General features: G+C 63.7%; 25 protein-coding genes. 18 read left to right on the forward strand and 7 right to left on the reverse strand.

The features are described from left to right. The first annotated feature begins 38 nt into the window (after positions 1 to 38). Positions 39 to 473 carry a gamma-butyrobetaine hydroxylase family protein gene (locus THIVI_RS18490; protein WP_014780052.1) on the forward strand — a complete coding sequence of 145 codons (435 nt, stop codon included), beginning with the start codon at positions 39 to 41 and terminating at the stop codon, positions 471 to 473. Between the two features lie 37 nt (positions 474 to 510). Further along, a complete protein-coding gene (locus tag THIVI_RS18495; RefSeq protein WP_014780053.1) occupies positions 511 to 1701 on the forward strand; it encodes a PQQ-dependent sugar dehydrogenase in 1191 nt (396 codons plus the stop codon). Here the strand turns inward: THIVI_RS18495 and THIVI_RS18500 are convergent. The 4 genes from THIVI_RS18500 to gatC form a co-directional block, all read right to left on the reverse strand. Continuing rightward, a complete protein-coding gene (locus tag THIVI_RS18500) occupies positions 1649 to 3667 on the reverse strand; it encodes a diguanylate cyclase domain-containing protein (RefSeq protein ID WP_052315066.1) in 2019 nt (672 codons plus the stop codon). The genes THIVI_RS18495 and THIVI_RS18500 overlap by 53 nt on opposite strands. Before the next feature lie 258 nt (positions 3668 to 3925). After that, complete coding sequence (locus tag THIVI_RS18505) at positions 3926 to 4933, reverse strand: TIGR00341 family protein (protein WP_014780055.1); 1008 nt, start codon at positions 4931 to 4933, stop codon at positions 3926 to 3928. A 10-nt stretch (positions 4934 to 4943) separates the two neighbouring features. Next, positions 4944 to 6398, reverse strand: coding sequence for an Asp-tRNA(Asn)/Glu-tRNA(Gln) amidotransferase subunit GatA (gatA, locus tag THIVI_RS18510; RefSeq protein WP_014780056.1), 1455 nt, complete (start codon positions 6396 to 6398; stop codon positions 4944 to 4946). Next, positions 6398 to 6685, reverse strand: coding sequence for an Asp-tRNA(Asn)/Glu-tRNA(Gln) amidotransferase subunit GatC (gatC, locus tag THIVI_RS18515; RefSeq protein ID WP_014780057.1), 288 nt, complete (start codon positions 6683 to 6685; stop codon positions 6398 to 6400). The genes gatA and gatC overlap by 1 nt, the downstream gene beginning before the upstream one ends. Before the next feature lie 305 nt (positions 6686 to 6990). Between gatC and THIVI_RS18520 the strand changes: the two genes are divergently transcribed. The 10 genes from THIVI_RS18520 to lipB all read left to right on the forward strand — a co-directional run bounded on the left by THIVI_RS18520 (position 6991) and on the right by lipB (position 16857). After that, positions 6991 to 8037 carry a rod shape-determining protein gene (locus THIVI_RS18520; protein ID WP_041447755.1) on the forward strand — a complete coding sequence of 349 codons (1047 nt, stop codon included), beginning with the start codon at positions 6991 to 6993 and terminating at the stop codon, positions 8035 to 8037. Positions 8038 to 8054: 17 nt separating this feature from the next. Beyond that, positions 8055 to 9023: a rod shape-determining protein MreC gene (gene mreC / locus THIVI_RS18525; RefSeq protein ID WP_014780059.1), complete on the forward strand. Its 969-nt coding sequence runs from the start codon at positions 8055 to 8057 to the stop codon at positions 9021 to 9023. Continuing rightward, positions 9023 to 9511, forward strand: coding sequence for a rod shape-determining protein MreD (gene mreD / locus THIVI_RS18530; RefSeq protein ID WP_014780060.1), 489 nt, complete (start codon positions 9023 to 9025; stop codon positions 9509 to 9511). The genes mreC and mreD overlap by 1 nt, the downstream gene beginning before the upstream one ends. Positions 9512 to 9515: 4 nt before the next feature. After that, positions 9516 to 11399 carry a penicillin-binding protein 2 gene (mrdA, locus tag THIVI_RS18535; protein WP_014780061.1) on the forward strand — a complete coding sequence of 628 codons (1884 nt, stop codon included), beginning with the start codon at positions 9516 to 9518 and terminating at the stop codon, positions 11397 to 11399. Then, a complete protein-coding gene (rodA, locus tag THIVI_RS18540; RefSeq protein ID WP_041447092.1) occupies positions 11389 to 12525 on the forward strand; it encodes a rod shape-determining protein RodA in 1137 nt (378 codons plus the stop codon). Before mrdA ends, rodA begins: the two co-directional genes overlap by 11 nt. Positions 12526 to 12607: 82 nt before the next feature. Further along, complete coding sequence (gene mltB / locus THIVI_RS18545) at positions 12608 to 13600, forward strand: lytic murein transglycosylase B (RefSeq protein WP_014780063.1); 993 nt, start codon at positions 12608 to 12610, stop codon at positions 13598 to 13600. 31 nt (positions 13601 to 13631) lie between these two features. Next, entirely contained in the window at positions 13632 to 14663 is a 1032-nt protein-coding gene (locus THIVI_RS18550; protein ID WP_014780064.1) for a septal ring lytic transglycosylase RlpA family protein, read from the forward strand. A 78-nt stretch (positions 14664 to 14741) separates the two neighbouring features. Continuing rightward, on the forward strand, positions 14742 to 15899 hold the full coding sequence (locus tag THIVI_RS18555; protein WP_014780065.1) for a D-alanyl-D-alanine carboxypeptidase family protein: 1158 nt from the start codon (positions 14742 to 14744) through the stop codon (positions 15897 to 15899). Between the two features lie 29 nt (positions 15900 to 15928). Continuing rightward, positions 15929 to 16198 (forward strand): YbeD family protein, encoded by a 270-nt coding sequence (locus tag THIVI_RS18560; protein WP_014780066.1) that lies wholly within the window; start codon positions 15929 to 15931, stop codon positions 16196 to 16198. After that, positions 16195 to 16857, forward strand: a complete 663-nt coding sequence (gene lipB, locus THIVI_RS18565) for a lipoyl(octanoyl) transferase LipB (RefSeq protein ID WP_014780067.1) — start codon at positions 16195 to 16197, stop codon at positions 16855 to 16857. The genes THIVI_RS18560 and lipB overlap by 4 nt, the downstream gene beginning before the upstream one ends. On the opposite strand, the gene cowN is transcribed toward lipB, so the two are convergent. Both cowN and THIVI_RS18575 read right to left on the reverse strand, forming a co-directional pair. Further along, positions 16854 to 17144 carry a N(2)-fixation sustaining protein CowN gene (cowN, locus tag THIVI_RS18570; protein WP_014780068.1) on the reverse strand — a complete coding sequence of 97 codons (291 nt, stop codon included), beginning with the start codon at positions 17142 to 17144 and terminating at the stop codon, positions 16854 to 16856. The genes lipB and cowN overlap by 4 nt on opposite strands. Before the next feature lie 74 nt (positions 17145 to 17218). Beyond that, the gene (locus THIVI_RS18575; RefSeq protein WP_014780069.1) at positions 17219 to 17887 is read right to left on the reverse strand and encodes a hypothetical protein; all 669 of its coding nucleotides are present in this window, start codon (positions 17885 to 17887) and stop codon (positions 17219 to 17221) included. A 143-nt stretch (positions 17888 to 18030) separates the two neighbouring features. Between THIVI_RS18575 and THIVI_RS18580 the strand changes: the two genes are divergently transcribed. Beyond that, the gene (locus tag THIVI_RS18580) at positions 18031 to 18573 is read left to right on the forward strand and encodes a DUF3782 domain-containing protein (protein ID WP_157174506.1); all 543 of its coding nucleotides are present in this window, start codon (positions 18031 to 18033) and stop codon (positions 18571 to 18573) included. A 26-nt stretch (positions 18574 to 18599) separates the two neighbouring features. On the opposite strand, the gene THIVI_RS18585 is transcribed toward THIVI_RS18580, so the two are convergent. After that, positions 18600 to 18971, reverse strand: a complete 372-nt coding sequence (locus THIVI_RS18585; RefSeq protein ID WP_041447758.1) for an Mth938-like domain-containing protein — start codon at positions 18969 to 18971, stop codon at positions 18600 to 18602. Between the two features lie 103 nt (positions 18972 to 19074). Here THIVI_RS18585 and gltX point away from each other — a divergent pair, with 103 nt between their 5' ends. From gltX to THIVI_RS18605, 5 genes are all read left to right on the forward strand, one after another. Beyond that, entirely contained in the window at positions 19075 to 20481 is a 1407-nt protein-coding gene (gene gltX, locus THIVI_RS18590) for a glutamate--tRNA ligase (protein WP_014780072.1), read from the forward strand. A gap of 102 nt (positions 20482 to 20583) precedes the next feature. Then, positions 20584 to 21279 (forward strand): HAD family hydrolase, encoded by a 696-nt coding sequence (locus THIVI_RS18595; protein WP_014780073.1) that lies wholly within the window; start codon positions 20584 to 20586, stop codon positions 21277 to 21279. Continuing rightward, entirely contained in the window at positions 21279 to 21554 is a 276-nt protein-coding gene (locus THIVI_RS25160) for a hypothetical protein (protein WP_169315583.1), read from the forward strand. Before THIVI_RS18595 ends, THIVI_RS25160 begins: the two co-directional genes overlap by 1 nt. Positions 21555 to 21706: 152 nt before the next feature. Further along, entirely contained in the window at positions 21707 to 22807 is a 1101-nt protein-coding gene (gene tgt, locus THIVI_RS18600; RefSeq protein WP_014780074.1) for a tRNA guanosine(34) transglycosylase Tgt, read from the forward strand. Positions 22808 to 22906: 99 nt separating this feature from the next. Continuing rightward, a complete protein-coding gene (locus THIVI_RS18605) occupies positions 22907 to 23518 on the forward strand; it encodes an Hsp20/alpha crystallin family protein (RefSeq protein WP_245537310.1) in 612 nt (203 codons plus the stop codon). The last annotated feature ends 57 nt before the right edge of the window (positions 23519 to 23575 follow it).

A 23575-nucleotide genomic window follows, 5' to 3' on the forward strand; every position in this document is an offset into this window, starting at 1 on the left:
TGGCATCCATCACTCACGGTTTGCGATAAAACCCGCTCATGGACCAACATCCACTCCCCACCGACATCCATCTGCACCAGCAATCCGGGGTGCTGGAACTTGCCTTCGACGATGGCGCGCGTTTCCGGCTGCCGTGCGAATACCTGCGGGTCTATTCGCCCTCGGCCGAGGTCCGCGGTCATTCGCCCGCGACGGCCAAACTCCAGGTCGGCAAGGAGCGGGTAAAAATCACGGATATCCAGCCGGTCGGCCAGTACGCGATCAAGCTCTTTTTCGACGACGGGCACCACTCCGGTCTCTATGACTGGCAGTATCTCTACAAGCTCGGCCGCGCCTGGCAGCCGTTGTGGTTCGAGTATCTGACCAAGCTCAGGGATGCGGGTCATGCCCGACGCGATCCCGACCCCTTCGACGAACTCAAGGCACGGGGCGAGGCGCCGTCGGAGTTGCCCGCCGGCACCACGGCGGTTTGATCAGTCCGGATCGCGACGCGACACGAGGAGTAGATTCATGAAACTCGCGGCCCCTCTTCTTCTCGTTCTCGCGCTCCTGTCCTGGCTCCCGCTCGTCAACTGTGCGCCTTCTCCAGATCCAGATCCTGGGGCGACTGGCGTGAGACACAGCGGCGATGTGCCGGAAGCGATTGGCTGGCGTGCCGAGGTGGTCGTGACCGGCCTGGAGCATCCCTGGTCCATCGCCTGGCTGCCGGACGGCTCCGCGCTGATCACCGAACGTCCCGGTCGGTTGCGAATCGTCCGCGAGGGCGTGCTCGACCCAACGCCCATCGCTGGCGTACCCGATGTCTTCGCCCAGGGTCAGGGCGGTCTGCTCGATGTCGCGCCGCATCCGGATTTTGCCGATAACCGGCTGATCTATCTGAGCTATGCCACGGGTACCAAGGACGCCAACCGCACGACCGTGGCCAAGGCGCGTTTCGACGGCACGCGGCTCAACGATCTGGACGTCATCTTCAGGAACGCGGAGACCAAGAACGACGGTCAGCACTTCGGATCGCGCATCCTTTGGCTAGCGGATGGCAGCCTGCTGCTCAGTATCGGCGACGGCGGCAACCCGCCCATCGCCTTCGCGGGCGAGAACATCCGCAATCAGGCCCAACGGCTCGGGACGCACTTCGGCAAGATCCTGCGTCTCACGTCCGATGGTCAACCGCATCCGGGCAACCCCTTTCTCGGGCGCCCCGGCGCGCGCCCCGAAATCCATACATTCGGTCACCGCAATATCCAGGGCATGGCCCTGGACCCAGCCAGCGGACGGGTCTGGGCCAACGAGCACGGGTCGCGCGGCGGCGACGAACTGAACCTGATCGAGCCGGGCCGGAATTACGGCTGGCCCGCGGTCACCTACAGCAAGGAATACTGGGGGCCGCGCATTTCCAACGAAACCAGCCGCCCCGGCATCCCGGAACCGAGGATCGTCTGGACGCCCTCGAAGGCGCCGAGCGGTCTGGCCTTTTATACCGGCGACCGTTACCCGCGCTGGAAGGGCGATCTTTTCAGCGGTGCGCTTAAATTCGGCCAGATCCGCCACATCGATCTCGATGGGGAACAAGTGATCGGCGAGGAGAAACTGACCATCGGCAGCCGGGTACGCGACGTGCGCCAGGGGCCGGACGGCTATCTCTATGTCCTCACCGATCAGGATAAGGGGGTTCTATTGCGGATTCTGCCGACGGATGGTTGAGCGGGGTCGATGCTGGGTTGCCAACAGCGGCAACCTGGATGCGGTCTCGACCGCTCGCCTTGGCAGCGTAAATGGCGCCGTCGGCATGCGCGGTCAAGGCGAGTTGGTCATGGCCGTGTTCCGGATAGATCGCGATGCCAATACTCGATGAAATGAAGAGCGTGGTCTCGGCGACGGTCAACGGCTGCCTCAGCGCCTGGCGAATCTTGTTGGCGACGATGGTCGCATGCTCCGCGCCGCCAACGTGGGGCAGCAACACCACGAACTCGTCCCCGCCGATCCGACCGACCGTGTCCGATTCCCGCACGCACCCGGACAGGCGCTTGGCCGTTTCCCGCAAGACCAGATCCCCAACGGCATGACCGTGGGTGTCATTGATCGGCTTGAATTTGTCGAGGTCGATAAACAGCAGGGCGAATTTGGTCTGGTTCCGTTTGGCCAGCGCCAGCGTTTGCGCGACGCGCTCAAAGAACAGGAGGCGGTTGGGCAGATGGGTCAGCGCATCGTGGTGCGCCAGATAATCCAGTTGCTGATGGGCCTGTTTACGCTCGGTGATGTCGAGCTTCACCGCAACGTAGTGGGTGGTTTGACCCGCACGGTCTTTGATTGGGGCGACATGGGCTTCTTCCCAGTAAACCTCTCCGGATTTGCGACGATTGATCAGCTCGCCGCTCCACGGCTCGCCGCGTTTCAGATGGCTCCACATCTCCCGAAACGTCGTCGGTTCGGTTAACCCGGATCGCAGAATTCTGGGGGTTTGGCCGACCGCTTCGGCGACCGAATAGCCGGTCACGGTCACGAATGCGGGATTGACATACTGGATGAGGGTGTCCGGTCCGGTAATCACGACGGAGGTCGGGCTGTTCTCGATGGCCGTCGATAACACCGCCAGCCGACCGTTAGCCTGTTGAAGGTCGCTCAAGCTGTGGCGCAAGCGACGGTTGACACGGTAAATATAAACCGTCACGCCACCGACAATACCCGTGAATCCTAGGACCGCCGCAAGAATCAGGTAGAGCCCGCTGAGATCCACTGCGGGAGAGGGATCGTAGAGAAATCCATCAAGGGAAACGTTGGCGGGTAACAATCCGATTTCGGCGTAAGTTTCGGCCATGTGCGCCCAACGCCCTGGGTTCATGTAACCGATCTCGATCAGGTCCGCGCGAATCAGCGGACGCAGTTGTGCGGCCTCGAAGACGTAGTGCTCGCGCGTATCGCGTCCGGCGTATTTCGTCAGAATCAGCTCGATGATTTCATCGGGATGCGTCAGCGCATACTCCCAGCCCCGCAGGCTCGCCGCGCGAAACGCGCGGACCCGCTCGGGATGGGCGTGGAGTTCCCGCTCCGAGGTGAACAGATTGTCGGCGTAGAAATCGATCCCGGCCGAGCGTGGCGTATACATTTGATAGGGGACATGCAGACGGTCGAGCAGTTCGGGCTCGTTCGACAGATAGGCGGTCAGAGCGTCGACCCTGCCGTCGATCAGATCCTGTATCTCGAAGCTGTGATCGATCTGGATCAAACGCTCGGGAGGAATGCCCTCGCGCTTGAGATAGGCCAGGATTTCATCGGCGTCGGGTTCGACCATCACGCGCTTGCCGGCGAGATCATGGATGCTTTGTGCCGCCTGCCGTTGGCGAGCGATCAGTACGAGGGGCGAATGCTGGAGAATCACCGCGAGTGCCACCACGGGTTTTCCGGCGGCGCGAGCGAGCAACAGGCTACTGGTGCCAATCCCATAGTCCGCCTGGCCCGACACCACCCGTCCGACCACATCGATTCCTGGCAGACCTTCCTCGAGCCGCACGTCAAGCCCGGCTTCGCGGTAATACCCCTGTTCCTGCGCGGCGTAATAACCGGCAAACTGAAAGCAATGGGTCCACTTCAGTTGCAAGGTCACGGCATCGCGCGCACACGCCGGCGGTGGCGACAGAACCAAGGCGCCGGTCGCGAGCAAAACCGACAAACCGAAACGCCAGTGCGCCGCTGTCGGCCTGCGCCAATGATGAGACTTCACCACAGCCGTTCTCATTCTGGTGTCATCCGCCATCGTAGGAGCCCGCTTGCGGGCGACATGACCTGCCAAAACCTGTGGGTCTGCCAACCTCCTTCGCCCGCGAGCCCGCAAGTCGCCCGCAAGCGGGCTCCTACTGTCATACGCAGGAAACATCTCGGTCAAGAAGAGGTGACTTGGGGAGGCGTTGCCACCGCTCGATCACGCACCCTACTCAAAGGTCCAAGCGGTGGACCGAAGCAGAATGACCCCGATCAAGACTAACAGCATTACGGCCCAGAGCGAGAGATAGAAGGCCATCGATTGCTTCGCCCGATTGCGTTCGGTCCAGGAGCGGGGGTGAACGCCCTTGGCCAGGAAGACCAGCTTGGCGGCCAGCAGGACGCAGACGATATTCACGGTAAGCAGCAAGAAGGAGCCCAGTGCCTGCTCCCAGTGGCCTGCTCCGAGCATCATTCCCATGGTGGAGGCCGGTGGCAATAGCGCCACGGCGACCATGACGCCCACCAGCGTCGACGAGGCCATGCCCGTGGTGAGCGAGAGTACCGCCGCCGCGCCAGAGGAGAGCGCCAGAACCACGCCGCTCAAGTCCACATCCGTGCGCGTCATGATCTCGTGGCTCGCAAGGTCGATCGGCAGGAGCAGCGCGATGGCACAAGAGAGCGTGAGCGCCAGCATCAGACCGGCGCCACTCGTCTTCAGGGCACGCCAACTCAATTCCCGATCGCCAAGCGAGGTGGCAAAGGCGAACGCGATGTTCGGGCCCAGCAGGGGCGCGATGACCATGGCGCCGACCACGACCGCGACATTGTTCTCGATCATGCCGATCGCGGCGACGAGGGTCGAGAGCGCGGTCAGCACCAGATAATTGCTGTCGAGTTGCGCGCCCTTGGCGATCTGGGTGTATAACTCCTCGCGCGTGGCGGCCACCTTCCGGGCCTTGCGTTCGGTTAACTCCTGCTCGTCCGGACGCTGGTGCGTCAGGACGGTATCGATCGGCTGCACGACGATGCGCGCGCGGTCGTTCGCCTTGAATAGATCCTGTAGCGAATCGATGAGCGCCTGGCGGCTGTCGTCCGGAACCAGCATCCGGATGCTGCAGCGGCCGTCGGCGCCATCGCCGCCGCCCCACCAGAAATCCTCGGCGCCATAGAATTTCGCCATTCCGGCGAGTGTTTTGGCATGTTTCGCGTCAGCGATGACTTCGACGATGCGCATGGAGCGTGACTCACTCAAACCCTTGTGGCGCCGCCTGATGCCAGTGCGTCACATGCTGGAAGCGATGCGCGACATTGAGCAACCGCGCCTCCTCGAAATAATTGCCGACGATCTGTAGCCCGACCGGCAAGCCGTCCACCGGCTCGACCGGAATCGACATCCCCGGCAATCCGGCCAGATTGGTCGCGATCGTATAGATATCGTTCAGGTACATGGCGACCGGATCGTCCATCTTGGCGCCGATGGGAAAGGCGGTCGTGGGGCTGGTGGGGCCCATGATGACGTCGACCTGCTCGAAGGCGCGTTTGAAATCGTCGGCGATCAGGTGACGAATCTTCTGCGCCTTGAGATAATAGGCGTCGTAATAGCCGGCGGAGAGCACATAGGCGCCGATCATGATGCGCCGCTGGACCTCGGCCCCGAAGCCTTCGGCGCGGCTGCGTTTGTAGAGATCCTCCAGATCTTTCGGGTTTTCGCAGCGATGGCCATACCGAACCCCATCGAAACGGGCGAGATTGGACGAGCACTCGGCGGGGGCGACCACGTAGTAGACCGGCACCGACAGCGGGCTGTTGGGCAGGCTGATCTCGCGAATCTCCGCGCCCAGGCGTTCGTACTCCTGGATGGCATCCTGGATGGAGGCGGCGATGCGGCTATCGAGTCCGGCCCCGAAGTATTCCTTGGGCAATCCGATGCGCAGTCCCTTGAGGTCGTTGTCGAGCGCGTCGACATAGTCCGGCACCGGGACATCGGCGCTGGTCGAGTCGCGCGGATCGAAGCCGGCCATCTCGTCGAGGATAAAGGCCGCGTCGGCGGCGGAGCGGGCCATGACGCCGGCCTGGTCGAGCGAGGATGCAAAGGCGATCATGCCCCAGCGCGAACAGCGCCCGTAGGTGGGTTTGATCCCGGTGATGCCGCACAGCGCGGCGGGCTGGCGGATGGAACCGCCGGTGTCGGTGCCGGTGGCCGCGGCGCACAAATGGGCCGCGACCGCCGCCGCCGAGCCGCCCGAGGATCCGCCGGGCACCCGGCTCTCGTCCCAGGGATTGCGGACCGGACCGTAAAAGCTGGTCTCGTTGCTCGACCCCATGGCGAATTCGTCCATGTTGGTCTTGCCGAGCACCACCGCGCCGGCGGCGGCCAGTTTCTCGACCACGGTGGCGTCGTAGGGCGCAATGAAGTTGTCGAGCATCCGCGAGCCGCAACTGGTCTTGATCCCGGCGGTGCAGAAGATATCCTTATGGGCGATCGGGATACCGGTCAGCGGGCCGGAATCGCCGGCTTTGAGCGCGCGGTCGGCCCGTTCGGCGGCGGCGAGCGCGGACTCGGCCGCGACCGTGACGAAGCTGTTTAGACGCGGATCGAAGCGCGCGATCCGGTCTAGATAATGCCGCGTCAGTTCGACGCTGGAATAGGCGCGCAGCCGCAGATCGGCGGCGAGTTGGGCAATCGTCTTGTTCTGCATTATTCGATGACCTTCGGAACCAGGTAGAGCCCGCCCTCGGTCAGCGGGGCGATGGCTTGAAACGACGCGCGCCGATCGGGCTCGGTGGCGTCGTCCGGCCGCAGCCGCTGTGTCATGTGGAGCGGGTGCGCCATGGGTTCGACGCCGGCGGTGTCGACGGCGTCCATCCGGGCGACCAGATCGAGGATGTTGGAGAGATCGGCTGCGTAGCGCTCGGTCTGTTCGGGGGCGATGGCGAGCCGCGCCAGATGCGCGATCTTTTCGATGTCGGAACGATCCAGTGACATGGCGATCCTAGCGTTGGCTGAAAGCTCTGCAAAATAGCATAGGGTCGCGGGTGGTGGAACTCGCCGCGCCGGGGTAATCGCCGACGCGACGCCCCCAGCGATGGCGCCGGATCCCGGTGCCGGTGACTCCGGGATGCCTGTCATGGGAACAGTCTCCCCAATACCTTGCCGATCCTCGCCTGCATTGCTAGATTAGCCGCCCAATTACCCTTATGGATTTTATTCCTGGAATCCTGACCGACTCATCGTTGAGGATGCCCGAACAAACGTTGGCGTTCCTCACCCCCTTGCAAGGTAACCACCTGATGTTTTTCAGAAGCATTCGCGGGATGTTCTCGAACGATCTGTCGATCGATCTTGGAACCGCCAACACATTGATCTTCGCCCGCGGGCAGGGAATCGTGCTCAATGAACCCTCGGTGGTCGCCATTCGTCACGAGCGCACGGGAGGAGGCAAATCGGTGGTCGCGATCGGCGAGGAGGCCAAGCAGATGCTTGGGCGTACTCCGCAGAGCATTACCGCGATCCGGCCCCTGAAGGATGGCGTCATCGCCGACTTCACGGTCACCGAAAAGATGCTGCAATACTTCATTCACAAGGTGCATGAGTCGCGGATGTTTCAGCCCAGTCCGCGGGTGCTCATCTGCGTCCCCTGCGGCTCGACCCAGGTGGAGCGGCGCGCGATCAAGGAATCCGCCGCCGGCGCGGGCGCGCGCGAGGTCTATCTTATGGAGGAGCCCATGTTGGCCGCCATCGGCGCCGGATTGATGGTGCACGAGCCGCGCGGGTGCATGGTGATCGATGTCGGCGGCGGCACCTCCGAGGTGGCGGTGATCTCGCTCAACGGTATCGTCTATTCGGAATCGGTCCGGGTCGGCGGGGATACCTTCGACGATTCGATCACCAATTATGTGCGCCGCAACTACGGCACGCAGATCGGCGAGGCGACGGCCGAGCGCATCAAGCACACCATCGGAACCGCCTTCCCCGGCAATGAGGTGCTGGAGATCGAGGTCAGGGGCCGCAGTCTCGCCGAGGGGGTTCCGCGCAGTTTCACGCTCAACAGCAACGAGATCCTGGAGGCGCTGCAGGAACCGCTCTCGATGATCGTCCACGCGGTCAAGATGGCCCTGGAGCAGACCCCGCCGGAATTGGGTTCGGACGTGGCCGAGCGCGGTATCGTGCTGACGGGCGGCGGCTCGCTGCTGCGCGATTTCGATCGGCTGATCGAGGAAGAGACCGGACTGCCGGTCGTGCTGGCCGAGGATCCCCTGACCTGCGTCGCGCGCGGCGGCGGCAGGGCATTGGAAATGCTCGATGCGCGGGAAAGCGGGCTCTTTGCAACCGAATAGGTTTGCGTGCGCGTACCATGGCCGTCGGAACGGCATCCCTCCCGCCGCCAACCGTCTATCGCCCCGCGAGATCGACACCATCCGGGATCTTGCCGAGGAACGCCGCCATCAAACCGTTGTTCGTCCATGGCCCCTCTCCAACCGTTCGGGTGATCCTCGCGGCGTTCCTTGCGCTCGGGCTGATCATTGCGGATCATCGCTACCATCATCTGAATGCGGTGCGTTCCGTGATCGAGGTGGCGGTGTATCCGTTGCAGTACGCCGCCAATCTGCCCGCTCAGGCGTTCCGCGAGATGCAGAACCGTCTCGTTGGCGAGGCGCAACTGCGGCTCTCGAACGAAAGCCTGCAACATGAAAACCTGATGCTGAAGGGGCGCCTGCAACAATTCGAGTCGCTACGTGCCGAGAATATGCGTCTGCGTGACTTGCTTGGCTCCTCCTTCGATGTCGGCGAGCGGGTCTTGATCGCCGAGATTCTGACTGTGGATCTGGCTCCCTCCAGCCAGCAGGTCATGATCAACAAGGGCACCAATTCCGGCGTCTTTATCGGCCAGCCGGTGTTGGATGCCGAGGCCGTGATGGGTCAGGTCATCCGTGCCAATCCCTTTTCGTCCACCGTGCTGCTGATCACCGACGCCAATCACTCGCTGCCGGTAGAGGTTAACCGCAATGGGTTGCGCACCATTGCCGCGGGGAAGGGGCCGAGCCAGGAACTCGAATTGCTCTATATTCCGAAAAACGCGGATATTCGCGAAAACGACCTGTTGGTGACCTCCGGGATGGACGAGCGGTTTCCGTCCGGTTATCCGGTCGCACGGGTCAAAACGGTGCGCCAGGATCCGGACAACCCCTTCACGACCGTCATCGCCAAACCGACCGCGCGGCTCGACCGTAGCCGGGAGGTGCTGCTGGTCTGGTCCATGGACGCGAAACCGAGCCAGTCGGCACTGGCCGCCGACACGCCCGCGCCCGCGGAGCGTCCCTGATGGGCGCGACGGAACGACGGGGTCTGTGGATGATCTGGTTGACTCTGGCGATCGCCATGTTTCTGGCCATTGTGTCGATGCCCGCCGGGCTGGAAGACTACCGCCCGCAATGGGTCACCCTGACCCTCATCTTCTGGTGCCTGACCCTGCCCGAGCGGGTGGGCGTGTTCTGGGGCTTCGGAACCGGCTTGACGCTGGATGTGCTGAGCGCCTCGCTGCTGGGTCAGCAGGCCCTGGGGCTGTCCCTCGTGGCCTATGTGACGGTGAAACTGCACGCGCGGATCCGCCTCTTTCCGCTCTGGCAGCAGAGCTTCTTCGTGTGGGTGCTGCTGTTGGCCGAACGTCTGCTGACCCTCTGGATCCTCGGCGCAACCGGTCAGCCCATGCCGGCGCTGAATTACTGGGTGCCGTCCCTGGTCGGTCTTCTGCTCTGGCCCTGGTTGTCCGCCGTTCTGACCCAGGTCGAGCGGCGCATGGGGGAGCACTGAGCGCATGCGCCTGACCAGCCTTGAAGACCGCCAGCGCGAACAGCGGCTCGTCGCCTCGCGCGCGCTGGTGGCGGGTCTGCTGGTGCTCGTCGGCCTGTGCCTGCTCGCGCTGCGCCTGCTGCACCTGCAAGTGGATCGTCACGATCACTTTTCGGTCCTCTCCAAGGACAATCGGGTGAAAGTCCAGCCCGTCCCGCCGTCGCGCGGCCTGATCTACGATGCCAGAGGCGTGGTGCTGGCCGACAATCATCCGACTTTTTCGCTGGAGATCACGATCGAAAAGGTCACGGATCTGGCGGCGACGATCGACGAACTCGCGCGGCTGGTGCCGATCGATGCCAACGACCGTGCCCGCTTCGAGCGTCTCAAGCGTCAGCGGATGCGTTTTCAGGGGGTTCCGATCCGGCTCAACATGACTCCCGCGGAGGTCGCGCGCTTCGCGGTGGACGGGCATCGCTTTCCCGCCGTCGATGTCCGCGCCGAACTGATCCGAACCTATCCGCTCGGCGAATCCACCGCGCACGTGCTGGGCTATGTGGGCCGGATCAACGAGCGCGAAATGACCTCGATCGACACCAGCAATTACGCTGGCACCCGTTTCATCGGCAAGGGCGGTCTGGAGAAGGCCCACGAGGATGTGCTCCATGGCCGGGTCGGCTATCAGCAGGTCGAGGTCAACGCCCGCGGACGCATCCTGCGCACGCTGGAGAGCACCCCTCCCACGCCGGGCCAGGATCTGTCGCTGTATCTCGACATGGCCCTGCAGCAGGAGGCCATCGACGCCTTGGGCGACCGGCGCGGGGCGGTCGTCGCCATCGACCCGCGCGATGGCGGCGTGCTGGCGATGGTCAGCAAGCCGAGCTATAACCCGAATCTGTTCGTCGAGGGGATCAGTCAGACGGACTATAACGCCCTGCTGCACTCGATCGATACGCCGCTCTTCGACCGTGCCGCGCGCGGTCAGTACCCGCCGGGATCGACCGTCAAACCCTTTATCGGTCTTGGCGGCCTCGCCACCGGCTTCACCACCGCTCGGAAAACCACTTACTGTTCCGGCTCTTTTTCGCTGCCCGGCCAAAGTCACCGCTTCCGTTGCTGGCGCAAGGGCGGGCACGGCACGGTGAATCTGGAGCGGGCCATCGTGGAGTCCTGCGATGTCTATTTTTATTCGTTGGCCAATCAGATGGGAATCGATCGGCTGCATGGATTCCTGAGTCAATTCGGCTTCGGCGCGCGCACCGGGGTCGATGTCGCCGGCGAACTCCCGGGACTGCTGCCCTCGCGCGAGTGGAAACAACGGGTGCGCAAACAACCCTGGTATCCGGGCGAGACCCTGATCGTCGGCATCGGTCAGGGCTCCTTCCTCGCGACCCCGCTGCAACTGGCGGCGGCCACGGCGACCATGGCGAATCGGGGGCATTTCATCCAGCCGCGGCTGGCGCGCGCCAGCCGTTTTCCAGGCGCGAACGCGGAGAGCGAATTCCCACGGGTGATCCGCGACGTGGAGGTCGGCGACCCACACGATTGGGACAGCGTCATCGACGCCATGACTCAAGTCGTGGAAAGCCCACGTGGCACGGCCAAGCGGATCCGCAGCCCGGATTACCGCATCGCCGGTAAGACAGGCACCTCCCAGGTCTTCACCATCGGGCAGAAGCAGACCTACAACGCCGCGAAGATTCCCGAGCGCATGCGCGATCACGCGCTCTTCATCGCCTTCGCCCCGGTGGAGGATCCGCGCATTGCCGTGGCCGTGCTGGTCGAGAATGGCGGTCATGGCGGCTCGGACGCCGCGCCCGTGGCGCGTCGGGTCATGGACGTCTATCTCGGTGGATCGACGCTCATCCTGACGGATGAGCGCAACGATGACGACAATCATGGCGACTAAGGCGATCTCCGCACGACTCGATCAGGACGCGGAGACCGCGAAGCTCGGCTTGTTGCAGCGGATCCACCTCGATGCCCCCCTGTTGGTCGCGCTCCTGGTCCTGTGCGGTTTTGGCCTGCTGGTGGTCTACAGTGCCGGCGATCGGAACCCGCTCATCGTCGAGCGTCAACTCGCGCGGCTGGGGATCGCCTTCGTGCTGATGTGCGCCATCGCCCAGGTGCCCCCGCTCATCCTGCGCCGCTGGTCCTTCGCGCTCTATCTGCTCGGGGTCGCCATGCTGGTTGCGGTGCTCCTGTTCGGCGACGTGGGCAAGGGCGCCCAGCGCTGGCTCGACCTTGGCGTGGTGCGTTTTCAACCCTCGGAATTGCTGAAGCTCGCCGTCCCCATGGCCGCCGCCTGGCTGCTCTCCGCGCGCCCGCTTCCGCCGCGGCCCGGGTGGATCCTGCTGGCGGTCATTCTGACCCTGATCCCCGTGTTTCTGATCGCCAAGCAGCCGGACCTGGGCACCGCGCTCCTGGTCGCCAGCGCCGGGGTTCTGGTGCTCTTTGTCGCGGGCCTGAACTGGTGGATGATCCTGGCGCTGGGGAGCCTGGTGGCCGCCATTGCCCCGGTCGTCTGGCTCTTCATGCACGATTATCAGCGCGCGCGCGTCCTGACCTTTCTCGATCCCGAATCGGATCCGCTCGGCACCGGCTATCACATCATCCAATCGCAGATCGCGATCGGCTCGGGCGGCATCTCCGGCAAGGGTTGGCTCAACGGCACCCAGTCCCATCTCGAATTTTTGCCCGAGCGTCATACCGATTTCATCTTCGCGGTGATCGGCGAGGAATTCGGCTTCGCCGGCATCCTGGCGCTGCTGGCGCTCTACCTCTTCATTATTTTCCGCGGACTCGTGATCGTGGCCCGCGCGCGCGACAACTATGGCCGGCTGCTGGCGGGCGGGTTGACCCTCGTGTTTTTCGTCTATGTGTTCGTGAACACCGGCATGGTGACGGGTCTGCTGCCGGTGGTCGGGGTTCCGCTGCCGCTGATCAGTTACGGCGGCACCTCGATGGTGACCCTGATGATCGGATTCGGCATGATCATGGCGGTCGAGACGCACAAAAAGCCCGTGCGTCCTTGAATTTCCAAACTGCTTTTTGCTTATGTGGTTATGGCCTATACTGAATGTCGTTTATCGCATTCATGGCCAATGGTTGCGCCCTATGCCCGTCGCTTGCCTCCTTGCCGCGCTCGCCGTGGCGCTCTTCCTGGATCCAGTCGCGGCGGAGCCGGACGACGACCGTGCGGGCGTCCAGCGGTTCATCGCCGCGATGACCGAACGCCATGGCTTCGACCCCGTCGCGCTCCAAGCTTTGCTGGACACCGCGCGCTACCGGCAAGCGATCGTCGACGCCATGAATCGCCCCTACGAGGGCAAGCCCTGGCGCGATTACCGGGCGCTCTTCCTCACCCCGGAGCGGATCGACGCCGGCGTCGCCTTCTGGCGCGACCATGCCGAGACCCTGGCGCGCGCCGAGACTGCCTTCGGCGTCGCGCCCGAGATCGTCGTCGCCATCCTCGGCGTCGAAACCAGCTATGGGCGCAACCTGGGCGCCCACCGGGCGCTGGATGCGCTGGCGACCCTGAGCTTCTCCTATCCCAAGCGGGCGGATTTCTTTCGCGGCGAGTTGGAATCCTTCCTGCTCCTGAGCCGCGAGGAACGGCTCGACCCCGGCAAGATCCTGGGTTCCTATGCCGGCGCGCTCGGAAAACCCCAATTCATCTCATCCAGTTACCGCGCCTATGCGGTGGACTTCGATGGCGACGGACGGCGCGACCTCTGGCAGAGCGACCCGGATGTCATCGGCAGCGTCGCCAACTATTTCAAGCTCCACGGTTGGCGCACTGGCGAGCCGGTCGCCTTCCCGGCCGAACTCACGGCCGGCCTTCCCGACGGCGTCGAGATCGCCGAGAAAACGCCGCTCAAGCCCAACCGCACGGCGGGCGACTGGCGCGATGCCGGCATCGACTGGCGCGCGTCCACCGCTCCATCAACCCCGGCGGCCTTGATCCGGCTCGCTGGACCGACCGACGAATACTGGATCGGTCTCGAGAATTTTTATGTCATCACGCGCTACAACCACAGCAACCTCTACGCCATGGCGGTCCTTCAGTTGAGCGAGAAAATCCGGGCGCGCCATGCCGGCGAGCGGTGATTGCAGCGCGGTTGTCCGGAGACAGCGCCGCATGCGAACAAACAAACTCGTCTCGACGACACGGGTGACCGACTCTCGGCGCGCCGCATCGGCAGGCGCGACGGTCGTCTGGCTGGGGATCCTGCTGCTTCTCGCGCTGCTCTCCGGTTGCGCCAGCCAGGTCGAGCAAACGGACGATGACGACATCCCCCCCCACATCGCCCGCATTCCGGACGCGGTCCCGCGTGTCGAACCCCTGTCCAAATCCGGCAACCCCGAATCCTACGTGGTCTTCGGCAAGCGTTACCGCACCCAGCGGAGCAGTCGCGGCTATGTGGAGCGCGGACTGGCATCCTGGTACGGAAAACCCTTCCACGGGCGCAAGACCAGTTCGGGCGAGACCTATGACATGCACGCCATGAGCGCGGCGCATAAAACCCTGCCCCTGCCGACCTATGCGCGGGTGACCAACGTCGAGAATGGCCGCAGCATCGTGATCAGAATCAATGACCGCGGCCCCTTTCATGGTCCGCGTCTCATCGATCTGTCCCATACCGCGGCCGTCAAGCTGGGCGTGGTCAAGACGGGAACGGCAATGGTCGAGGTACGCGCCATCGACCCGAAGCGTCCGCAATCGGATCCTGGCCCCTTTCTGGTGTCGTCGGGCAAGGCCAACACCAGGACCGCCGCCCGCGCTGTCGCTCGGGCCGATCCGCCCGCGCGTCCGGCGCGCGCGTCCACGCGCATGGCGGGCGGCAATTCGACATCCCCTCCGGTACCCGCCTTCGGGGACGCCCCGCGACCAGTCGCGACGGTCGCGTCCCGTGCGCAACCCGCCAGTCCTGACGCAACGCTGTATCTCCAGATCGGCGCCTTCGGCGATCCGCGTAACGCCGAGCGGCTGCGCGAACGTTTGAAGGGCCAGTTGGGATCCGATTCCATCCGGATCCTGACGCCGGAGACCGGCGGCGCGGCGCTCTACAAGGTCAGAGTCGGTCCGCTGGCCTCCGCGCGGGACGCCGACCGACTGACACGGCAACTCGTGGCGCTTGGCGTGGACCGGCCGCAACGGGTGACGAACTGATCCGGGGTGCCAAATCCGGGAATGGGGGGTTAGAATAGCCTTCGCGAAAACCCCGCCATCCCAAGCCCCGGATCCCTCATGAAGTCAGCCTCCCCAATCTTGTTCCTGTGGTTAATTCTGTGTGCCTTGCCGCTCTCCCCGGCGAGCGCGCAGCCGCCGATTCCCGCCCCTCCCGAACTGGCGGCCAAGGGCTATCTGTTGGTCGATTTCAATAGCGGCAAGACCTTGATCGAGCAAAATGCCGACGAGCGTCTGGAACCGGCGAGCCTGACCAAGATCATGACCGCCTATGTGGTGTTTCGCGAACTCGCCGGCGGCAAGATCAAGCTGACCGACCAGGTCATGATCAGCGAGAAGGCTTGGCGGACGGGCGGCTCGAAGATGTTCATCGAGGTCGGCAAACAGGTCGGCCTGGAGGATCTGCTCAAGGGCATGATCATCCAGTCCGGCAACGATGCCTCGGTGGCGCTGGCCGAGCATACCGCCGGCAGTATCGACGCCTTCGCCAACCTGATGAACGATCATGCCCGGCGGCTGGGCATGGCCGACAGTCATTTCACCAATCCCAACGGACTCCCCGACCCGGATCTTTACACCACCGCCCGCGACATGGCGCGCGTCACGCTGGCCTTGATCAGGGAGTTCCCCGAGTATTACGCCTGGTACAGCAATCGGGAATTCGTCTACAACAACATCACGCAGCAGAACCGCAACCCGCTGCTCGCGCGCGACGCCAGCGCCGATGGCGTCAAGACCGGCTATACCAAGGCCGCCGGTTACTGTCTGGTGGGATCGGCCAAGCGCGAGGACATGCGCCTGATTTCGGTGGTCATGGGATCGGCGACGCCCAAGGCGCGCGCCGAGGCAAGTCTGGCCCTGCTGAACTACGGATTCCGGTTCTACGAGAGCCATCGCCTCTATCCCGCCAACCAGCCGATCGAGTCGATTCGCGTCTGGTACGGCGATCTTGAAAACCTGCCGGTCGGTCCCGCCACGGATGTCTTCGCGACCATTCCGCGCGGCGTCTATGACAAACTCGGCGCGCGACTGGAAAAGACCTCCGACTTCATCGCCCCGATCGCCCTGGGCGCGCAAGTCGGCGACATCATCGTCACCCTGGACGAGGCGGAGATCGCACGGGTTCCCTTGGTCGCACTCCAGGAAGTCGCCGAGGGCAACCTGTGGCGTAAATTCGTCGACAGCATTCTGAAACTGGTCGACAGTCTTCTCCATTGACGCGATCGAACGGTCGCTGCGTACAGTTCATGTCCGACCCCCAGGAAACCTTGTTCTCATTCCCCTGCAGCTTCCCGATCAAGGCGATGGGACTGGCCAACCGCGGCCTGGAGTCCGCGGTGATCGAGATCGTCCGCCGCCACGCGCCCGGTTTCGACGAAACGGCCGTCTCGCTCCGACCCAGCCGGGGCGGCAAATGGATCAGTGTGACCGTCACCATCGAGGCGCACGGAAAACCTCAGCTCGACGCCATCTATCGGGAGTTGACCGCGCATGAGCTGGTGATCTGGGCGCTGTGAGCGACGACGCCCCTCCCTTTCGGGTGCGCCGCCTGCCCGGTCTTCAGGATTACCCGGCCACGCTCGCCGCGATGCGCGACTGGACCGATGCCCGCCGTGAGGACACCCGCGACGAGGTCTGGTTGCTCGAACATCCGCCCGTCTTCACCCTGGGTCAGGCCGGCCGCCTGGAACACATCCTGGCGCCGGGCGCGATTCCGGTCGTCCAGTCGGATCGGGGCGGACAAGTGACCTATCACGGCCCCGGACAGTTGATCGTCTATCCGCTGCTCGATCTGCGGCGAACCGGTCTCGGCGTCAAGCGGCTGGTGAGTCTGCTGGAGCAATGCGTCATCGACCTGCTCGACATCTATGGAATCGCGGCAGCGCGTCGCCCCAATGCGCCCGGCGTCTATGTGGCGGACGCCAAGATCGCCTCGCTGGGTCTGCGGATCCGTCAGGGATGCAGCTATCACGGGCTGGCGCTGAATGTCGCGATGGATCTCGAACCCTTCCGACGCATCAACCCCTGCGGTTACGCCGGGCTCGCCATCACGCAGGTCTCGGAGCTGGTTTCCGGGGTCACGGTCGCCGACGCGGGCCGGGCGCTGACGGCAATCCTCGAACGCCTCCTTGCTTCCCCCAGGATCGCCGAGCGCGACCCGCCGGGCGCGTCTTAACAGCACTCCTCCTCGACTCGCTCCAGCAAGTCCAATGCCTCCTCGCGCCCATGCTGCTCGAACAGTTCGCGGATCGTATTGACCTGACTTCCCACGAAATACAGATCGTCATGACCCCGGCGTTCCGACTCGCTCAATTTGGTCTCGAAATAGGCTTGCCAAGGCGACGGGCGAGCGAGGTCGCCGAGGCAGTCGCGGATCGAGAGGACGATGCGACGGGCATGTTCGTCGCAGGCGATGCCATCGAAGCTGATGTAGCGGTCGGTTTTTTCGGTAGGGCACTGCACCTTGGATACCTCGTTCGGATGTTGCGATATTGGGGAGTTGGCAATGGTCGCGATTCCGCGCGGATGCGGAGCGTCTAAAAATCCCGGAGCGGCTCAATGAGCGTGTCGAATGCCCGAGGGTTGACGTACTGAATGACCACCTTGCCATTGGGCGCCCTGGCGATGTCGAGTCCACGATCGGGATAAAGCCAATGCACGATTCCGGTCTCGGGTTCGGTCCGCTCCTGGGATGGCGGGCCGAAACGCTGTTTGAGCAACTCGGTGTCGAGTCGCGCCTTGGGCAGGTAACCGATGCTCCGGATGGGGCGCGAGGCGAGCGCCGCGGCATCGTCGGGATTAAGCTTGATCTTCTTGCTGCCGCTGCCGAGTTGGCTGATGCGCAGTCCCCGGTCGTACATGCCGATCAGTGTCGGCTGATCGACCTCCAGCGCGATGACGAAATCCGCGCGCAGCCGTTGCAGATAAATCTGCTCGAAAAAGGCTTCGGCGGCATGATGGGGCGGGTCGCCAGGGGTCTGGAACAGGTTCAGTTCGCCATCTTCGCGAAAGACCGCGCGGACTTCGGCGAGCGTGGTCTGGCCGAGGGTAAATCCAAAGACGCGGGTGCGCCCGGCCTCGTCCTGGGCGATGCGCCAGGGAAGACGCTCGGTGATGTCGTCGAGCGTGGCGGGCATCAGCAGCAGGATGGCGACGAACCCCAGGATGGCGGCGCCGAGCACGGACAGGACGATCTTGCGGTCCATGGTGGTGAATGCTCCCGAGGAGGACGTGACGGCGACAGCGCGCGATGCCTCATGCTACGTGCCGTCCGGGCGAGGGGCAAGATGGATCGTCGCGAATTTGGGTTATGCTGTTGGCATGACCGAGCAACCGCGAGATGGGCGAGATGACGACAACGACGCTCGATGATGTCTGGGCACTGTTTCGGGAAGTGGCCGAGGCACAGAAAGAGACCGACCGGAAGTTTCAGGAGACCGCCCGAGCCATCAAGGATGTCAACAAGCGGATTGGCGAACTGGGCGGGCAATGGGGTCTGTTCGTCGAGAATCTGGTCGCCCCGGCCTGCGAGCGCTTGTTTACCGAGCGCGGCATTCCGGTGCACATGGTCAGCCGGCGGGTCATGAAGCGGATGGGCGGCGATACGCTGGAAATCGACGTGCTGGTGGTGAACGCCGAGCATGTGGTCGATGTAGAGGTCAAGAGCAGCCTGGGTGTCGAGGAGGTTCGTGAGTTTCTGGAGGATCTCAAGCGTTTCCGCCAGTTCTTCCCGGAGTATGCCGACAAGCGTTTGCATGGCGCGGTGGCGGGGATGCGCATCGAGGACGGCGCGGCGGCCTTCGCCTATCGTCAAGGGCTGTTCGTGCTGGCGCAGACCGGCGACAGCGTGAAGATTCTCAACGATGCCAAATTTGCGCCCAAGGTCTGGTGAGCGGGCGCCTTGAGTCGCCGACGGACTCATCCAGCCATAAAAGCGGCGGCGACACGACGGCCCTCGGACATCAGGATGTTATAGGTCCGACAGGCGGCCCCGGTGTCCATGACTTCGAGACCGATCCGCTGTTCCATCAGGCTGAAATACAGGCTCGGGTCGGGGAAGACCAGGGTGCGGCCGGTCCCCAGCACGATGATCTGAGGCGCGAATGCCAGCAGTTCGTCCAGATGCTCCACCGTCAAACCGGTCGGTTGACTCGGTCCCCAGGGATCGACGATCCGCTCGGGCGTCACGATCAAGCCCCGCCGATAGCGTCGTCCGCCGATCACGATGCCATCCGCGTCATAGGCATCGATCAGGTGACCGTCCGTGTTGTTTGCTTCGGAAAATCTCATGCGACCAACATAACCCATGCGTTGGGCGCGAACAAGCGGGCAGGGAGCGGGGGCACTGTGTAGAATTTACCGCTTCAACTCCTTTGAATCGATCCGGAAAACCATGACCGTTCGCACCCGCTTCGCCCCCTCTCCCACCGGTTATCTGCATGTCGGCGGCGCCCGCACCGCGCTCTTCTGCTATCTCTACGCCCGTAAGCACGGCGGTCAGTTCGTGCTGCGCATCGAGGATACCGACCTGGAGCGTTCCACGGCGGAATCGGTGAACGCCATCCTGGAGGGTATGACCTGGCTCGGGCTGGACTATGACGAGGGGCCGTTCTATCAGACCCAGCGCTTCGACCGTTATAACGCCGTGATCGAGGAACTGCTCGCGAAGGGTCTGGCCTATCGTTGCGACTGCTCGAAGGATCGGTTGGAGAAACTGCGTGTTGATCAGATGGCGCACAAGCAGAAGCCGCGTTATGACGGTCACTGCCGCCAGCGTCAGATCGACCCGGACGCGCCCCATGTGATCCGTTTCCGCAATCCGGCCGATGGTGTCGTGATCGTCGATGACCTGATCCGTGGCCGGGTGCCCTTCGCCAACGAGGAACTCGACGACCTCATCATCCGTCGCACCGACGGCGCGCCGACCTACAACCTGAGCGTGGTCGTCGACGACGCCGACATGCAGATCACCCATGTCATCCGCGGCGACGATCATCTGAACAACACCCCGCGCCAGATCAACATCCTGCGCGCGCTCGGGCATGAGCCGCCGCGGTATGCGCATGTCCCCATGATCCTCGGCGACGATGGGGCGCGACTGTCCAAGCGGCATGGCGCGGTCAGCGTGATTTCCTACCGCGATCAGGGTTATCTCCCCGAGGCGCTGCTGAACTATCTGGTGCGTCTCGGCTGGTCGCACGGCGATCAGGAGATCTTCTCGGTCGAGCAGATGATCGACCTGTTCGATATCGGCGATGTGAACAAATCCGCCTCCGCCTTCAACACCGACAAGCTGGACTGGCTGAACCAGCAATACCTGCAACACGCCGATCCGGCCCGCATCGCCCGACTGCTGAGCCCGCACATGGGACGGCTCGACATCGACCCCTCGACCGGCCCCGATCTGGTCGAGGTCGTCAAGGCCCAGGCCGCGCGCGCCAAGACCCTGACCGAACTGGCCGAGATCAGCGCCTTCTGCTATCGGGATTTCGACGAATTCGACGAGGTATCGGCCAAGAAGCATCTGCGTCTGGTCGCCCGCGAGCCGTTGGAGCGCGTGCGCGCCGCCTTCGAGTTGATGGCCTACGAGGACTGGACCCCAGAGGCGTTGAAACGGGCGGTCGAGCGGATCGCCGAGGAACTGGAGGTCAACATGGGCAAGGTCGCGCAACCGCTGCGGGTCGCCATCGTCGGCCGCGCCGCTTCGCCCGGCATCGACGAGACCCTGATGCTGGTCGGCAAGGACGCGACGTTGCGCCGGATCGACAAAGCGCTGGCCTATATCGCGACGCGCGGTTGAGATCCGCCTCGGGCCATACCGGGAATTGCCGTCTCCGGCGGCATTTGGACCGGGTTCCCGATTCCAGGCACAATAGCATCCTTTGCGCGCCCGCCCGACACCATGCCTGACCCGCCGCTTCGTCTCGTAACCTGCGATCTCGACGATACGCTCTGGCCCTGTCTGCCGGTCATCCAGGCGGCGGAGCAGGCGCTGCATGTCTGGCTGCAAACCCATGCGCCGCGACTCGCGCAGGCCCATGGCGTCGCAAGCCTGCGCCAGCACCGCCGCCGGATCCTGGACGAGACGCCCGCGATCGCGCACGACCTGGGAGAAGTCCGGCACCGCTCCTTGATCGCGCTGCTGAACGATTTCGGCTACCCGGCCCAACTCGCGGATCCGGCGATGGACCTCTTTCTGGAACATCGCAACCGGGTCGAACCCTATGCCGACGTGCTCCCGGCGTTGCGCGCGCTCGCCGCGGACTATTGTCTGATCTCGCTCACCAACGGCAATTCGAACGTCGAGGCCACGTCCCTACGGGGACTGTTTCGGCACAGCCTCACCGCCGCCGAGGTCGGTGCGGCCAAACCGAATCCGGCGTTATTCCATCGCGCGCTGGAACTCGCCGGCTGCCGGCCGGGCGAGTGTCTGCATCTGGGCGACGATCCCTGGATGGATGTCGAGGCCGCGCGGGCCATTGGCTTGACCGCCGTCTGGGTCAACCGGACCGGCCGGATCTGGCCGGAGGCGTTGGCTCCGCCGCTCCTGACGGTGACAAACCTCGCTGAAGTGACAGCAATTCTCAGTATGACCTGATGAAGCGAAAAACCCAGACGAATCAGGCGAGCAGTGAAGGGTTTTCCGTTCATCCTTCGACAAGCTCAGGACGAACGGAAAACCCTAAACCTCTGAGCCTGAAGCCGTTCATGGTTCGACAAGCTCACCACGAACGGCTTCAGGCTGCCTTAGCCCTGCTTTCCGGGCTGAGAAGGCAAACGGTCAGGCTCAAACCGAGAATTGCTGCTGAAGTGACCGACTGGTTGCGCCGCGATCCGCCGGGCCGGCAGGGTCGAGCCGTCCGTGTGGACTGACTCGGACGAACGGCGCCGTCGAAAACGCTATTTTATTTATTATTTTTAATGATTTAAACCGCGCAGCGCCGAACGCCGTCGATGACCGCGAGGCCGGCATCGCGCCATTCCATGCCGGTCGCGCCAACCGCGGTTTAAACACGGAGACAACGATGGAATTCGATCTGCTTGGCCGTGACGGCCTGGCCCGCCGTGGCCACCTGCGCTTCGCGCGCGGCACGGTCGAGACCCCGGCCTTCATGCCGGTGGGCACCTATGGCACGGTCAAGGCGATGACCCCGGAGGAACTGCTGGAGATCGGCGCCGAGATCGTTCTCGGCAACACCTTCCATCTGATGCTGCGTCCCGGCACCGACGTCATCCGCCGCTGCGGCGATCTGCATCGCTTCATGCACTGGGAGCGCCCCATCCTCACCGACTCCGGCGGCTTCCAGGTCTTCAGCCTGGGCGATCTGCGCCGGATCACCGAGGAGGGCGTGCACTTCCAGTCGCCGATCGACGGCAGCCCGGTGTTCCTTAGCCCCGAGGTCTCGATGCGGGTCCAGCGCGAACTGGGCTCGGACATCGTCATGATCTTCGACGAATGCACCCCCTATCCCGCCGACGAGGACCGGGCGCGCGCCTCGATGGAACTCTCGCTGCGCTGGGCGGCGCGTTCGCGCGCGGCCCATGGCGACAATCCGGCGGCGCTGTTCGGCATCGTCCAGGGCGGGATGCACGAGCGCCCGCGCGCCGAGTCGCTGGACGGGCTGCAAGCCATCGGTTTCGACGGCTACGCGATCGGCGGTCTCTCGGTGGGCGAGCCGGAAGCGGATCGGTTGCGGGTGCTGGATTTTCTCGCCGACAAACTCCCGGTCGACCGTCCGCGCTATCTGATGGGCGTCGGCACCCCGGAGGACATCGTCGCCGCCGTGCGGCGCGGCATCGACATGTTCGACTGCGTCATGCCGACCCGCCATGCCCGCAACGGCTATCTCTTCACCCACCAGGGCACGGTGAAGATCCGCAACGCCATCCATCGCACCGACGATGGACCGCTGGATCCCTTGTGCGACTGTTACACCTGCCGTCATTACAGCCGCGCCTATCTGCATCATCTCGATAAATGCAAAGAGATCCTGGGGGCGCGACTGGCTACCATCCACAACCTGCGCTATTACCAGACCCTGATGCGCGGACTGCGGGAGGCGATCGCCGCCGGCCGGCTCGATGGCTTTGTCGCCGAGTTCGAGGGGTTGCGCGCTTTGACGTAGGAGCCCGCTTGCGGGCGACTGACGGGCCTGCTTACGGGCGAAGGGGTGACAGAGCCAAGGCTTTTGGCAGGTCATGTCGCCCGCAAGCGGGCTCCTACGATGGCGGATGACGCCAAGACGAGCACTGCCGCACCCTGGTCGCGCGTCTCTGCAGACTCGCATGCTTGGGCTATAATTACGTTAGGAATCAAGAAGAGGAGGAGTGTCATGAAAACCAAACGCACCGAGCTCGCCGAGGCGGTTCCGCGTCGTGAAATGACTCTTTTCGACGAAATGGATCGCGCTTTCGACGATCTCTTGACACGAGGTGGATTGCGGCGTGGCTGGTTGCATCCGTTCCGTGGGCTGTGGCCGGAGTGGGGCGGGATGGAGACGGCGTTCGAGATCACCCCGATGATCGATGTGATCGACCGCGAGGCCGAGGTTCTGGTCCGGGCTGAGGTGCCGGGTGTCGAGAAGAAAGACCTCGAAGTGGATCTGGCGGGCGATATGCTGACGATCAAGGGCGAGCGCAGGCACGAGGAAACCAAGGAGGAGGGCGCCTATTTCCGTTCCGAAATCGCGCATGGGCGTTTCAGCCGGACGATCCGGCTGCCGGCAGAAGTCGCGATGGAGGATGTCAAGGCCGAGGCCGAGTTCAAGGATGGCGTGCTTGAGATCCATTTGCCGAAGACGGAAAAGACCGAGCGGCGTCGCATCGAGGTTCAATGAACCAGCGTCAGCGCTGAAGACGCTCTCGACAAAGGAAGAGAGCGCAGTCGAGAGCAG

The organism is Thiocystis violascens DSM 198 (assembly GCF_000227745.2).
Classification (GTDB): Bacteria; Pseudomonadota; Gammaproteobacteria; order Chromatiales; family Chromatiaceae; genus Chromatium; species Chromatium violascens.

Coding starts and splice junctions, on each gene's coding strand:
- THIVI_RS18490 (WP_014780052.1), top strand. CDS start 39: ATGGACCAACATCCACTCCCCACCGACATCCATCTGCACCAGCAATCC.
- THIVI_RS18495 (WP_014780053.1), top strand. CDS start 511: ATGAAACTCGCGGCCCCTCTTCTTCTCGTTCTCGCGCTCCTGTCCTGG.
- THIVI_RS18505 (WP_014780055.1), bottom strand. CDS start 4,933: ATGCGCATCGTCGAAGTCATCGCTGACGCGAAACATGCCAAAACACTC.
- gatA (WP_014780056.1), bottom strand. CDS start 6,398: ATGCAGAACAAGACGATTGCCCAACTCGCCGCCGATCTGCGGCTGCGC.
- gatC (WP_014780057.1), bottom strand. CDS start 6,685: ATGTCACTGGATCGTTCCGACATCGAAAAGATCGCGCATCTGGCGCGG.
- THIVI_RS18520 (WP_041447755.1), top strand. CDS start 6,991: ATGTTTTTCAGAAGCATTCGCGGGATGTTCTCGAACGATCTGTCGATC.
- mreC (WP_014780059.1), top strand. CDS start 8,055: ATGGCCGTCGGAACGGCATCCCTCCCGCCGCCAACCGTCTATCGCCCC.
- mreD (WP_014780060.1), top strand. CDS start 9,023: ATGGGCGCGACGGAACGACGGGGTCTGTGGATGATCTGGTTGACTCTG.
- mrdA (WP_014780061.1), top strand. CDS start 9,516: ATGCGCCTGACCAGCCTTGAAGACCGCCAGCGCGAACAGCGGCTCGTC.
- rodA (WP_041447092.1), top strand. CDS start 11,389: ATGGCGACTAAGGCGATCTCCGCACGACTCGATCAGGACGCGGAGACC.
- mltB (WP_014780063.1), top strand. CDS start 12,608: ATGCCCGTCGCTTGCCTCCTTGCCGCGCTCGCCGTGGCGCTCTTCCTG.
- THIVI_RS18550 (WP_014780064.1), top strand. CDS start 13,632: ATGCGAACAAACAAACTCGTCTCGACGACACGGGTGACCGACTCTCGG.
- THIVI_RS18555 (WP_014780065.1), top strand. CDS start 14,742: ATGAAGTCAGCCTCCCCAATCTTGTTCCTGTGGTTAATTCTGTGTGCC.
- THIVI_RS18560 (WP_014780066.1), top strand. CDS start 15,929: ATGTCCGACCCCCAGGAAACCTTGTTCTCATTCCCCTGCAGCTTCCCG.
- THIVI_RS18575 (WP_014780069.1), bottom strand. CDS start 17,887: ATGGACCGCAAGATCGTCCTGTCCGTGCTCGGCGCCGCCATCCTGGGG.
- THIVI_RS18580 (WP_157174506.1), top strand. CDS start 18,031: ATGACGACAACGACGCTCGATGATGTCTGGGCACTGTTTCGGGAAGTG.
- THIVI_RS18585 (WP_041447758.1), bottom strand. CDS start 18,971: ATGAGATTTTCCGAAGCAAACAACACGGACGGTCACCTGATCGATGCC.
- gltX (WP_014780072.1), top strand. CDS start 19,075: ATGACCGTTCGCACCCGCTTCGCCCCCTCTCCCACCGGTTATCTGCAT.
- THIVI_RS18595 (WP_014780073.1), top strand. CDS start 20,584: ATGCCTGACCCGCCGCTTCGTCTCGTAACCTGCGATCTCGACGATACG.
- THIVI_RS25160 (WP_169315583.1), top strand. CDS start 21,279: ATGAAGCGAAAAACCCAGACGAATCAGGCGAGCAGTGAAGGGTTTTCC.
- tgt (WP_014780074.1), top strand. CDS start 21,707: ATGGAATTCGATCTGCTTGGCCGTGACGGCCTGGCCCGCCGTGGCCAC.
- THIVI_RS18605 (WP_245537310.1), top strand. CDS start 22,907: ATGGCGGATGACGCCAAGACGAGCACTGCCGCACCCTGGTCGCGCGTC.